Origin of the sequence: Novosphingobium sp. ST904, assembly GCF_001298105.1 — a bacterium.
Lineage (GTDB): Bacteria > Pseudomonadota > Alphaproteobacteria > Sphingomonadales > Sphingomonadaceae > Novosphingobium.
This window is the reverse complement of sequence record NZ_LGJH01000160.1, coordinates 120,536-133,088: the sequence shown is the minus strand read 5'-3', so window position 1 is coordinate 133,088 and position 12,553 is coordinate 120,536. Positions and strand designations below refer to the sequence as shown.

The window sequence follows — 12,553 nt, the reverse complement described above, 5'->3', positions numbered from 1 at the left end:
GTAGCGAGAGGGGTGGAATGGATGTCTATCTCCCCATAGCCAATCTCTCGGTCAACGGGATCATCATCGTTGGACTAGGAGCGATCACTGGCCTGCTTTCGGGCATGTTCGGCGTGGGCGGCGGGTTTCTCACCACGCCGCTGATGATCTTCTACGGCATCCCGCCCACGGTGGCGGCCGCCTCGGCTGCCAGTCAGGTGACGGGGGCAAGCGTTTCGGGCGTCTTCGCCCATACCCGGCGCGGCGGGGTGGATTATCACATGGGCACGGTCATGGTTGCCGGGGGCATCATCGGCACCGGTATCGGCGCCCTGCTGTTCAGCCTGCTGCAGCGGCTCGGCCAGATCGATACGGTCATCAATATCCTCTACGTATTGATGCTCGGCTCCATCGGCGGGCTGATGGCCAAGGAGAGCATCCAGACCATCCGGGCCGAGCGTTCCGGCATTCCCATCGCGGCAAGAAAGCGGCGGCACCATCCGATGGTTGCAAGCTTGCCGATGCGTTGGCGGTTCTATCGCTCGGGTCTCTACATCTCGCCTTTGGCACCGCTCCTGCTGGGAATCGGCACAGGCATCCTGACAATGCTGATGGGGGTCGGCGGCGGCTTCATTCTCGTGCCGGCGATGCTCTATATCCTGGGCATGAGTGCCAACGTCGTCGTGGGCACTTCGCTGTTCCAGATCCTGTTCGTCACTATGGCCACCACGATGATGCATTCCATGACCACACATGCGGTGGACATCGTGCTGGCCTCCCTGTTGCTGCTGGGCTCGGTGACGGGCGCGCAACTTGGCGCGCAGTTCGCCCAGAAAGCCAGTCCGGTGAAGCTGCGCCTGGTGCTTGCCATCATCGTGCTGCTGGTTGCCGGGCGGATGGCCATCGGGCTGGGCTACCGGCCGGATGAGATCTACACGGTTGCCCCCCTGTGAAGGCCCGGCTTGTTTCGGCAGGTTTCGCACTGGCCGCATTGGTCATGCTGGGAGGCGCCCGGGACCCTATCCTCGTACCTGAAATATCGCAGCACGAAGTAGACCTGCAACAGGGGTTCACCGGAACAGAACTGCTGCTGTTCGGTGCGATCCTGACGCCGGAAGGGTCGCGCGCGGCGCAGGACTACGACATCGTCATAGTGCTGAAGGGGCCGACACAGTCGATCGTCCTGCGTGAGAAGCAGAAGGTCGCCGGCATCTGGATCAATGCCGACAGCACGGAGCTTCGCTCGGCACCTTCCTATTATGCGTTCGCTTCTACCCGGCCGATCAAGGATATCGTCGACGACAAGACGGCGGCGATTTACGAACTCGGCCTGAAGTGGCTGCAACTTTCGCCGATCGCGCCATCGATCCCGCTGAGCAGACCCGCTTTTCCGATGGGCTCGTCGATCTCAATCGCCGCAATGGCCTGTATCGCGAAGAGGAGGGCGGGGTGAAGGTGAGTGAGCAGGTGCTCTATCAGGCGCGCATCGGCCTCCCCTCGCGAGTACCGACCGGGACTTATACGGCCGAGACGTTCGCGATTTCAAAGGGGCGTGTCGTTGCTTCGGCCAGCAGCCAGGTGCAGGTCCGCAAGCAGGGTTTCGAACTGGCCATCGCCGACTTCTCCGAAAATTACGGCTTTGCCTATGGCTTGCTGGCGGTCCTGGTGTCCGTGGGCATGGGCTGGCTCGCCGGACGCCTGTTCGCCTTGCGTTGAGTTTGAGCGAAGCAAGGGCTTAGCCGGAAATTAACTGTGCCGGACTAGCCATGCCCGACGAATTTTCTGGTCGGGGGCTTGATGAATCAGATGCGAGTGGAAGGCTTCGATCCCGCGTGGACGTCGCAGGGAGAGCAGCTTGCGCCGAATGCGGCGCGAATCGATACCGGTCGGGAGCCGATCGGTGTGGTGCTCGAGATTTCCGCGCCGGACCGCATCGCCTTCGACCTCAACCGCCTGGCCGAAACGGCGCAGGATAACGATCCCTGCGTCGCGACTTCGGGGCAGGTGGGGAACCAGATCAAGATCCGCGTCGGTCGCGGCTGGTTGCTTGCCAGCGTGCGGAACCAGAAAAGCGACAACGCCATTCCCGGAGGTATCGTCGCCGAGGCGGACTTTCTGGGCGAGGGCCTGGAAGAGCGTCTGACCGGGCGGATCCATGGTTTCAGGCGCGGTGTCACCCGCTATCCCACTCCGGGAGCATTGGTCTATCCCGCGAGCACTGACGATTTGCGGCAGATCTACGCCAGTGACGGGCGCAAAGCGATCCAGATCGGCAATGTCTATCCGACCAACGACATTCGTGCCGGGCTCTATGTCGACGCTCTGCTGGGCAAGCACTTCGCGCTGTTGGGATCGACCGGTACGGGCAAGTCCACTGGTGCGTCGCTGATTCTGCACCGTATCTGCGAGCAGGCGCCGGAAGGCCATGTCATCATGATCGACCCGCATGGCGAATATGCGGCGGCCTTCCGCAATACCGGCGTGATCCTCGATGTATCGAACCTGCACATGCCCTACTGGCTGATGAACTTCGAGGAGCACTGCGAGATATTCGTCACCTCGCATGGTGATGACCGGCAACTCGATTGCGAAATTCTCGGCCGCTGCCTGATGGAAGCGCGTTTGCGAAACCGGCTGGCCGAGCAGGTAGGCAAGATCACCGTGGATTCGCCGATCCCCTATCTGCTTTCCGACCTGTCGGTCATTCTCGGCAATCACATGGGCAAGCTCGACAAAGGACATTCCAGTGCCCCTTACTTGCGGCTCAAGAACAAGCTCGACGAACTGAAGGGCGATCCGCGCTACCAGTTCATGTTCTCGGGCATGCTGGTGGGCGATACGATGGCGGAGTTCGTCTCCAAACTGTTCCGGCTGCCTTCGCGCGGCGCCGATCTCGATCATCGACGTTTCCGGCGTGCCTTCGGACATCACCAGCACCGTGGTCGCCGTGATAAGTCGCCTGGTGTTCGACTTTGCAGTCTGGGCGCGGGAGGAGAAGACGAGGCCGATCCTGCTCGTTTGCGAGGAAGCGCATCGCTACGTTCCCAGCGAAAAGAACGCCGACGGTTCATCTGTCGGCCGCATTCTCTCCCGCATTGCCAAGGAAGGCCGCAAGTACGGCATCTCGCTGGGCCTGATCACCCAGCGTCCGTCCGACCTTGCCGAGGGTGTGCTTTCGCAGTGCGGGACGATCATCTCGATGCGTCTCAATAACGAGCGTGACCAGGCCTTCGTCCGGGCGGCCATGCCGGAAGGCGCGCGCGGGTTCCTCGATTCGATTCCGGCACTGCGCAACCGCGAATGCATTATCTGCGGCGAGGGCGTGACGATCCCGATCCGCGCCTCGTTCGATGAACTCGAGGAATTCAAGCGCCCGGCCTCGGCCGATCCCTCCTTCACCGAGCTGTGGAGCAGTTCGGGTGGGGAGGAGGAGATGGTCCTGCGCACGGTACAGCGGTGGCGCGCGCAGGGGCGGTGACGGCTACACCGTGAAGTCGGCGCGCCACTTGCCCCAGCGGTAATAGCCGACGGTGAAGGCCACCGTCAGCACCGAACCGACCGGATAGGCCCACCACACCGCCTCGCTGCCGATGAATGGGCGGGCAAGGTAGTAGAAGCCGAGGCGGCCGGGATAGAGGCCCAGGAACATGATGACGAGCGGGGCCACCACCGCGCCATAGGCGCGCATGGTCCCGGTCAGGATCATCGTGATCGAGACGATCACGAAGCTGGCCGTGCAGACGAGCTGGATGTGCTCGGCAATGGGCATGGCCGGACTGTCGCCGCCAAGGAACAGGGCGAGCAGGGGCCGGTCGAACGCCACGATCAGTGCCGCCACCAGCGTGGAGAAGGCGAGATTCGCGACGAGGCCCACCTCTGTCACCTTGCCCACGCGCTTGTGGTCGCCCGCACCCAATGACTGTGCCACCATGGCGCTGACCGCTGAGCCGATAGCGAAGGCGGGCATCTGGAGGTAGTTCCACAATTGCAGCGAGGCGCCGTAGGCGGCCGCCGCATCCAGGCCTTCGCGATTGACGAGGCTGACCATGATGAGGCCGGCGGAAGAGACCAGCAGCATCTGCGCGCCCATCGGCAGGCCTTTGAGGATGACATAGGCCAGTTCAGCGCCGCGCGGGGCAAGGTAGCCCAGTTCCGGGCCGCGCAGGCGCATCGGCAGGTCCTGCCGGTAAATGCGCCAGAGCTGGTAGATGAGCCCGGCAAAGTTCGCGAAAGCCGTCGCCATGGCGGAGCCGGCGATGCCGAGCGCGGGGATCGGGCCGGGCCCGATGATGAGCAGCGGATTCAGCACGATATCGAGCGCAACTGTCAGGATCATCGCGTAGAGCGGGGTCTTGGAATCGCCCGCGCCGCGCATGCCCATCGAGACCATCATCGACATCGAGCCGAGCGGGATGGTCACGAAGATAACGCGCAGGTAGGCGAGCGCCTCGATCCGGCTGGCGTCCGGCGTGCCCAGCGAATGGAGCAGGGCGTCCGCGCCAAGCCAGCCGCCGAGGCCGCAGAGCCCCGACAGCAGGAAGCAGAAGCCCAGGCCCGATCCGAAAGTCTTGCGCGCCGCGTCGATATCGCGCGCGCCGAAGTGCTGGCCCACGCGTACCGTCGTGGCCATGCCGAAGCCGAAGACCAGTGCGAACAGCAGGAACATGATGACATTGGCATTGGCCGTTGCCGCCAGCGCCGCTTCGCCCAGCAGCCGACCCACCCAGATCGCGTTGACCGATCCGTTCAGGGTCTGGAGAACGTTGGAAATCAGCATGGGGATCGAGAAGAGCATCAGCGTCTTCAGGATCGGCCCTTGCGTGAGGTCGCCTTTCATCCGCGCCATTTGCGCCGGGGTAGGTGCTTCCTCGGGTTCTGTTTCCCCGGTCGGGATCGGCGATGCCTCGTTCATTTGCCCCTCAAGTTCCCCGCGTATCGCCCCAGATATGAATGTGCAGGCGGTCGGTGAAGCGATAGCCTTCCTGCGTGCAGATATCCGAGAGCCAGCCTGACCGCTGCCGGATAACATCGCTGGAGCGACCCTCGGGCATCAGGAATATCCGCTCTGCGGGAATGGCGTAGCGCTGCTGGAGCGCGCGGACCTCGTCCACGTCGGCAGGTTCGGCCACCACGAACTTGAACCATGCACGCGGTTCGGCCGCCCAGGCTGCCAGTCGTTCCGGCACCAGCGCGAGCTCGGCCGGATTGCCGCTGTGCGAAAGTTTCGGGCTGACGTTGTACTGCTGCACCCGCGCATCGAGCGCCGCATGCGGGGCCACAGATCCGTTGGTTTCGATTTCGACATGCATCCCCGGCCGCGCGTCGTCCAGCGCGACCAGCATCCGCGCCAGTTGCGGGCCCTGAAGCAGCGGCTCGCCCCCGGTTACGACAAGGCGATCTGGCGGCAGGTCGGCCACCATGCGCGCCACGTCGGCCTCTTCGGCCATGACCTGATTGGCCTTGCGTTCGAAAGCCAGATCGTCGCGGTGGAAGCGATTGTCGCCCGTGAAGCGCCATGTGTACGCGGTGTCGCACCACTGGCAGGCGAGATTGCAGCGCGACAGCCGGACGAAGGTGCTCGGCCGCCCCATGCTGGCGCCTTCGCCCTGAAGCGAAGCGAACACTTCGGGTTTGCCGGGAGTGGTGGTGGCAAGGGCAAGGGTCACGGGAAATCTCGAATGCAAGGTTACGGTTTTAAGGGTGAGGTTGACACAGTTTACACGGTCCAGAGGGAAAAGTGTCACCTTGCGTCGAGGGTGTCACCTTGTGGCTGGTTTCGTGGAGAAAGGGTAGGGCGTTCACGCGCGCGAAAGTGTCAGATGCGTGAGGTGTAGGAAAACGAAAAAGAGAGAAGTCCTGGGGGATGATCCCCCAGGCCCTCGTAATGTCTGCCGGAATGTCTGCGTCGTGACCGGCCTCGCCGTTGCGCGCTCATTGAGAGCCGGGAGACAAAATAGCCTGCGGCAGCAAGGGGCACACAATGAGGCTGCGCGCGTGCCCTGGACGGTATTGGGGGGGGCAGGGGGTCTAGACCCCCTGCCTTAACCCTTACTTCTTCAACCCAGTCGCGCCAGCGCCGCGGCCAGACGCTCGGCCTCTGCGGAGTGATGGGCATGGTCGGCGCGGGCCTTGTCGATCGCCTCGGGCTTGGCCTTCTCGACGAAGGCCGGGTTGCCCAGACGCTTGTCGAGCGAGTCCCGTTCCTTGACCGAAGCGGCCATGGCTTTTTCCAGACGGGCCTTCTCCGTGGCGATGTCGATCACGCCTTCCAGCGGGATCGCCAGCGTCGCATCGCCCGCGCCCACCTGCATGGCGGCACCGGCCGGAGCCGCTTCGAACACGATTGCATCCAGACGTGCCAGACGGTCGATAACCGTGCCGTTACGCCCGATCACCGCGCGGGTCGCGTCCGAGGGATTGGCGACATAGGCGGTAAGGCGCGCGCCCGGCGCGATGCCGAGTTCGGACTTGGCACCGCGCAGGTTGCCGATCAGCGCGATCAGCCATTCGACTTCGGCCTTGGCCTCGGCGTCCACCGAGGCTTCCGGCGCGGGCCATGCGGCGACGATCAGGTCCTGTTCGCGCGCGCCCATCTTGCTCCACAGCTCTTCGGTGACGAAGGGCATGAAGGGGTGGAGCATGACGAGGATCTGGTCGAGCACCCAGCCTGCGACGGCCTTGGTCTCTTCGTCGAAGTTGCCCTTGATCAGTTCGATGTACCAGTCGCAGAACTGGTTCCACACGAAGTGGTAGATCGCATTGGCAGCCGCGTCGAAGCGCAGGTCGGCCATGGCCTTGTCCAGCGCGGCAACGGTTTCGACGACTTCGCCGATGATCCACTTGTTGACGGCGGAAGTGGCTTCGGGCGCCTTGATCGAGGTGCTGGCGACGATGCCGTTGGACTGGCAGAAACGCGCGGCGTTCCAAAGCTTCGTGGCGAAGTTGCGGTAACCCTCCACGCGCTTTTCATCCATCTTCACGTCGCGGCCCTGGCTTTCCATGGCGGCCATGAAGAAGCGCAGCGCGTCGGCGCCGTACTTGTCGATCAGGCCCAGCGGATCGACCACGTTGCCCTTGGACTTCGACATCTTCTGGCCGTCGGCAGCACGCACCAGCCCATGGAGGTAGAGCCGCTTCCACGGCACTTCCTTCATGAAGTGAATGCCCTGCATGGCCATGCGCGCATCCCAGAAGAACAGGATGTCGAAGCCGGAAACCAGCAGGTCGTTCGGGTAATGCTTCTTCAGCAGCGGGGCGTCTTCATCGGGCCAGCCGAGCGTGGCGAAAGGCCAGAGCGCGGAGGAGAACCAGGTGTCGAGGACGTCCTCGTCGCGGGTCAGCTTCTTGTTGCCGGCCTGTGCCTGTGCTTCTTCTTCGGTTTCGGCGACGAAGATCTCGCCGTCCTCGCTGAACCACGCCGGAATGCGGTGGCCCCACCAGAGCTGACGCGAGACGCACCAGGGCTGGATGTTTTCCATCCAGTTGAAGAAGGTCTTTTCCCAGCTTTTCGGGACGATCTCGATCGCGCCGGAGCGGACGGCTTCCAGCGGCGGGCCGGCCAGCGTCTGCGCATCGACGTACCACTGATCGGTCAGCCAGGGTTCGATCACCACGCCGCTGCGGTCGCCGAACGGGGTCTGGATCACGCGGTCCTCGACCTTTTCGAGCAGGCCGTCGTCTTCGAGGAACTGGACGATCGCCTTGCGCGCCTCGAAGCGGTCCATGCCGATGAACTGCGAAGGCACGAGGCCGTCCTGCGTCTGGCAGACCTTGGCATCGGCATCGAGCATGTTGAGCATGTCACCGGCCTTGAAGCCCGCGCGCTTGCCCACCTCGAAGTCGTTGAAGTCATGACCCGGGGTGATCTTCACCGCGCCCGAGCCCAGTTCGGGATCGGCGTGCTCGTCCGCGACGATGGGAATCTCGCGGCCGGTGAGCGGCAGGGTGACGGTGGCGCCGCGCGCCAGCAGTTCCTTGTAGCGCTCGTCCTCGGGATTAACCGCCACGGCCATGTCGGCCAGCATCGTTTCCGGGCGGGTGGTGGCGACGTGGATGTGGCCCGAACCGTCCGAAAGCGGATACTTGATGTGCCAGAAGTGGCCGTTGGTCTCGCGCGTTTCGACCTCAAGGTCGGAAATGGCGGTGCGGAACTTCGGGTCCCAGTTCACCAGGCGCTTGTCGCGATAGATCAGGCCCTGCTTGTGCAGGTCCACGAAGACCTTGACCACGGCCTTGGTGAAGTGCGGATCCATCGTGAACTGCTCGCGGCTCCAGTCCATCGAGCAGCCGAGGCGGCGCAGCTGACCGGTGATGGTGCCGCCGGATTCGGCCTTCCACTCCCAGACCTTCTCGATGAACTGTTCACGCGTGTAATTCGCGCGCTTGTCCTGTTTCGCCTCCATCTGGCGCTCGACCACCATCTGGGTGGCGATGCCGGCATGGTCGGTGCCGACCACCCAGAGAGCGTCCTTGCCCTTCAGGCGCTCGTGACGGATCACGATGTCCTGCAGCGTATTGTCCAGCGCGTGGCCGATGTGGAGCGAGCCGGTAACGTTCGGCGGCGGGTTCACGATGGTGAACGGCTGCGCGTCGGCGCGCTCGGGGCGGAACAGCCCTTCGCTTTCCCAATGCTGGTACCACTTCGCCTCGATCTGGGCGGGGTCGAAGGTCTTGGCCAGCCCAGATTCGGGCCCAGCTTCGAGGGTGCCTTCGGGTGCGGTTTCTGGAGTGTCGGTCATGGCGCGGCGCTTTGCCAGTGCGGCGCTTCGCGCGCAAGTCTCCGTAAGTTCACCCGCGCAGATGCGCGCGCGAGGCAGATTGCTCCACTACGGTTGCAATTGCGAAATGAACAATCTGCCGCACCGGGGGAACCCCTTGCCGGTACAGGCATTTTCCCCCAATACGAGCGCACATGCGGGAATGGGCTGAATTCACTCTGTCGGAAAGCGACCAGGATGGCGTCCAGACCGTGGCGCTGAAGGGGCCCTTGCGCGTTCATTCGCTGGGTAACCTCGGGGCCAAGCTGGCCGCGCTGCACGGGCCGTTCGCCCGTGTGGACATGTCCGGCGTAACCGATATCGACACGACCGGCGCCTGGCTCGTCTGCCGCTATGCCAGCGAGCATGACCTCGAAGTGATCGGCCAGAGCGAGCAGGCGAAACGCCTGTTCGCCGCCATCGGCAAAGTGCCGGAGGAAGAGGCGGACATCGAACCGGAGCAGCCGCTGCTGCTGCGCACGGTGGGCGAACTCGGCGATCTCGTGGTCGGCTGGGGGCACGGGCTGATCCGCTCGGTGGGTTTCCTCGGCGAACTGATCTCGGCGCTGGGCACCGCCATCCGCCATCCCTCGCGGCTGCGCGGCACGGCGCTGGTGCATCACATGCAGCATGTGGGCATCAACTCGCTGTGGATCATCGGGTTGATGAGCTTCCTGATCGGCATCGTCATCGCCCAGCAGGGCGCGGTGCAGCTCGCGCAGTTCGGTGCGGAAATCTACACCATCAACCTCACCGGCCGCCTTGCGATGCGCGAACTGGGCATTCTGATGACCGCAATCATGGTCGCGGGGCGATCCGGGTCGGCCTTCGCCGCGCAGATCGGCACGATGAAGCTGACCGAGGAAGTGGACGCCATGCGCACCATCGGCGTTTCGCCGATGCAGGCGCTGGTTGTTCCGCGGGTGCTGGCGGCGATGCTGATGATGCCGCTGCTGGGATTCTATTCCACCGTTCTTGCGATCATCGGCGGCGCCTTCATCGCCAATTTCGCGCTCGACATTCCGTTCTGGACCTTCCTTCAGCGCACCCAGGAAGTGGTGCCGATCACCGATGTGTGGGTCGGGCTGATCAAGCGCCGGTCTTTGCGCTGATCGTCGCGCTCGCCGGTTGCTATCAGGGCATGCAGGTGACCTCCAACGCAGAGGAAGTCGGCGCGCGCACTACCCAGGCGGTGGTCACGGCGATCTTCACGGTGATCGTGCTCGACGCCTTCTTCGCCATCTTCTTCACCAAGATCGGCTGGCAATGAGCGAAACCGCAAGCCTCGAGGCCGAACGGCCCATGCCGGGCGACAATCCCGCCGACGAATTTCCCATCGTCGTCGAGGGGCTGCGCAACGTCTTTGGCGAGCATGTCATTCACGACGATCTCTCGCTCAAGGTCCGCAGGGGCGAAATTCTCGGCGTCGTCGGTGGTTCGGGCACCGGCAAATCGGTGCTGATGCGCTCGATCATCGGCCTGCAGCAGCCTGCCGAGGGCGAGATCACCGTGCTCGGCCACCGCATGGGCGATTCCACCGACGAGGAAGGGATCGACTTGCGCTCGCGCTGGGGCGTGCTGTTCCAGGGAGGGGCCCTGTTTTCGACCCTGACCGTGGGCGAGAACGTGGAAGTGCCGCTCAAGCAGTTCTATCCCGAGATCGACGATACCCTGCGCAGCGAGATCGCCCGTTTCAAGGTGCGCCTCGCCGGGTTGGCCGAGGAATCGGCCTTCAAGTATCCGAACGAGCTTTCGGGCGGCATGAAGAAGCGCGCCGGCCTCGCGCGGGCGCTGGCGCTCGACCCTGAACTGCTGTTCCTCGACGAGCCGACCGCGGGCCTGGATCCGATCGGTGCGGCCGCTTTCGACGGTCTGACGCGCGAACTGGCCGACACGCTCGGCCTGACGGTGTTCCTCATCACGCACGATCTCGACACGCTTCACGCCATCTGCGACCGCGTGGCGGTGCTGGCGGACAAGCAGGTGATCGCCGTGGGTACGATCCCCGAACTTCTCGCGCTCGATCACCCGTGGATACAGGAATACTTCAACGGCCCGCGCGGCCGTGCCGCGCTCGGCGCGAAGGACGAGATTTCGATGCAGCATGACGCGCCGGTCGCGCAGGACGGTCCCGCCCCCGAGGCGCCGACCCTGAATACTACCAACGAAAGCGGGGCATAGGGCACACAGCATGGAAACACGGGCCAATCACATATGGGTCGGAGCCGTCACGCTGGTGCTGCTGGCGACGCTGGCGGCGTTCATCATCTGGATCGCGCGGATCAACGACACCGCGCGAAACGAGTATGACATCTTCTTCAAGCAGTCGGTCGACGGGCTCGCCAAGGGTTCCGGCGTCGATTACGCGGGCGTGCCGGTCGGGCAGATCAAGGAGATCGAACTCTGGCCGCAGGACCCCAGCTTCATTCGCGTGCGCGTGAAGGTGGACAAGAAGGTGCCCGTCACCGTCGGCACCACTGCCACGATCCAGGGCAGCTTCACCGGCGTTGCCGACATCCAGCTCGAAGGCGCCGTGAAGGGCGCGCCGCTGCTGACCGAGCCCGGCCCGGAAGGCGTGCCCGTGATCCCGACCAAGCGCGGCGGCCTGGGTGAAATCCTCTCCAACGCGCCGCTGCTGCTCGAACGGCTGGCGACGCTGACAGAGAACCTCAACCTGCTGATGTCCGAAGAGAACCGCCGTTCCATCACCGGCATTCTCAAGAATACCGACAAGATGACGAAGGATCTCTCGGCCGCGACGCCGCAGATGAAGCAGACGCTGGCGGAACTTCAGGGAACGCTGAACCAGGCCACCAGAACGCTGGTCGCGTTCGAGGGCGTGGCAGGCAAGGCGGACAGCCTGCTGGGCGATCAGGGTAATTCGCTGGCGGCCCAGCTTCGCGAGACGCTGGGCGCTGCGCAGAAGTCGATGGAGACCCTCGACCAGACGCTCCAGCATGCGCAGCCTGCCTTCGACCAGGTATCGCAGCAGACGCTTCCTGCCGCCGAAGCCGCGATCCGCGATCTGCGCGCCACCAGCAAGGCGCTGCGCAGTGTGACCGAGAAGATCGACGAGCAGGGCGCGGGCGCCCTCATCAAGGGGCAGAAGCTGCCCACCTACAAGCCATGAGTGCGCCAGTCGTGAACGGGCGTGCTTCGGCCGGGAAGAAGAAAACGGGAAAGACGATGGGAACCGCGATGAAGCTCCGGCACAAGACCCCGATTTTCGGCGGCGCGCTAGCGGCCGTGGCGGCACTGGCGCTTTCCGGTTGCATCAGCCTCGCGCCCAAGCCGCCCGAGCTGCTGTTCCGTCTCACTCCGCAGGACAAGGCTCCCGCGGGGTCGCAGGCCACGGGGCGGATTACCGATGCCATCGTCGTGCTGGACCCTGAGGCGGATCGCAGCCTCGATGTGCTGCGGGTTCCGGTAAGGATAGATGCGTCGAGCATGTCCTATCTCAAGGATGCCTGGTGGATCGAGAAGCCGAGCCGCCAGTTCCGCTCGCTGTTGGCTGAAACGCTGCGTGCCGATACCGGGCAGCTCGTGGTCGAAGGCGGCGATTTCGAGGTCACCGGCAAGACCCTGATCGGCGGGCGCCTGCTCGACATGGGCTACGACGTCGCCACTTCCTCGGTCGTCGTGCGCTTCGATGCAATCCGTACCGAACGCAACGGGCCGATCGTGACCAAGCGGTTCGAATCGGTGGTGCCGGGCATCAAGCCGGAAGCCGCCCTCATCGGGCCGGCTATCAATCAGGCTGCCAACGTCGTGGCAAAGGACGTTGCTGCATGGGTGAAATCCGGCGCCTGAAGACGCCG

7 protein-coding genes and 3 pseudogenes are annotated in these 12,553 nt (G+C 64.0%); 7 read left to right on the top strand and 3 right to left on the bottom strand.

Translation table 11 applies throughout. From position 1 onward, the window contains the following. Positions 1-17: 17 nt before the first annotated feature. The 3 genes and pseudogenes from ADT71_RS22920 (at position 18) to ADT71_RS22910 (ending at position 3,457) form a co-directional block, all read left to right on the top strand. Complete coding sequence (locus ADT71_RS22920) at positions 18-932, top strand: sulfite exporter TauE/SafE family protein (protein WP_054440619.1); 915 nt, start codon at positions 18-20, stop codon at positions 930-932. A 44-nt stretch (positions 933-976) separates the two neighbouring features. Then, positions 977-1,695 (top strand): annotated as a pseudogene (locus tag ADT71_RS22915) (TIGR02186 family protein). A 90-nt stretch (positions 1,696-1,785) separates the two neighbouring features. Beyond that, a pseudogene (locus ADT71_RS22910) lies at positions 1,786-3,457 on the top strand (ATP-binding protein). A gap of 3 nt (positions 3,458-3,460) precedes the next feature. Here the strand turns inward: ADT71_RS22910 and ADT71_RS22905 are convergent. From ADT71_RS22905 to ADT71_RS22895, 3 genes are all read right to left on the bottom strand, one after another. Continuing rightward, positions 3,461-4,891, bottom strand: coding sequence for an MATE family efflux transporter (locus ADT71_RS22905; protein WP_082370509.1), 1,431 nt, complete (start codon positions 4,889-4,891; stop codon positions 3,461-3,463). 7 nt (positions 4,892-4,898) lie between these two features. Further along, positions 4,899-5,645 carry a 7-carboxy-7-deazaguanine synthase QueE gene (locus ADT71_RS22900; protein WP_054440617.1) on the bottom strand — a complete coding sequence of 249 codons (747 nt, stop codon included), beginning with the start codon at positions 5,643-5,645 and terminating at the stop codon, positions 4,899-4,901. Between the two features lie 390 nt (positions 5,646-6,035). Continuing rightward, positions 6,036-8,717, bottom strand: coding sequence for a valine--tRNA ligase (locus tag ADT71_RS22895; protein WP_054440613.1), 2,682 nt, complete (start codon positions 8,715-8,717; stop codon positions 6,036-6,038). Between the two features lie 173 nt (positions 8,718-8,890). Here ADT71_RS22895 and ADT71_RS22890 point away from each other — a divergent pair. The 4 genes and pseudogenes from ADT71_RS22890 to ADT71_RS22875 all read left to right on the top strand — a co-directional run bounded on the left by ADT71_RS22890 (position 8,891) and on the right by ADT71_RS22875 (position 12,545). Further along, positions 8,891-10,005, top strand: a pseudogene (locus ADT71_RS22890) (MlaE family lipid ABC transporter permease subunit). Further along, positions 10,002-10,916: an ABC transporter ATP-binding protein gene (locus ADT71_RS22885; RefSeq protein ID WP_082370508.1), complete on the top strand. Its 915-nt coding sequence runs from the start codon at positions 10,002-10,004 to the stop codon at positions 10,914-10,916. Before ADT71_RS22890 ends, ADT71_RS22885 begins: the two are co-directional and overlap by 4 nt. 10 nt (positions 10,917-10,926) lie before the next feature. Further along, positions 10,927-11,865 carry an MlaD family protein gene (locus tag ADT71_RS22880; protein ID WP_054440612.1) on the top strand — a complete coding sequence of 313 codons (939 nt, stop codon included), beginning with the start codon at positions 10,927-10,929 and terminating at the stop codon, positions 11,863-11,865. 56 nt (positions 11,866-11,921) lie between these two features. Beyond that, entirely contained in the window at positions 11,922-12,545 is a 624-nt protein-coding gene (locus ADT71_RS22875; protein ID WP_054440694.1) for an ABC-type transport auxiliary lipoprotein family protein, read from the top strand. The last annotated feature ends 8 nt before the right edge of the window (positions 12,546-12,553 follow it).

Coding starts and splice junctions, on each gene's coding strand:
- ADT71_RS22905 (WP_082370509.1), bottom strand. CDS start 4,891: ATGAACGAGGCATCGCCGATCCCGACCGGGGAAACAGAACCCGAGGAA.
- ADT71_RS22885 (WP_082370508.1), top strand. CDS start 10,002: ATGAGCGAAACCGCAAGCCTCGAGGCCGAACGGCCCATGCCGGGCGAC.
- ADT71_RS22875 (WP_054440694.1), top strand. CDS start 11,922: ATGGGAACCGCGATGAAGCTCCGGCACAAGACCCCGATTTTCGGCGGC.
- ADT71_RS22880 (WP_054440612.1), top strand. CDS start 10,927: ATGGAAACACGGGCCAATCACATATGGGTCGGAGCCGTCACGCTGGTG.
- ADT71_RS22895 (WP_054440613.1), bottom strand. CDS start 8,717: ATGACCGACACTCCAGAAACCGCACCCGAAGGCACCCTCGAAGCTGGG.
- ADT71_RS22920 (WP_054440619.1), top strand. CDS start 18: ATGGATGTCTATCTCCCCATAGCCAATCTCTCGGTCAACGGGATCATC.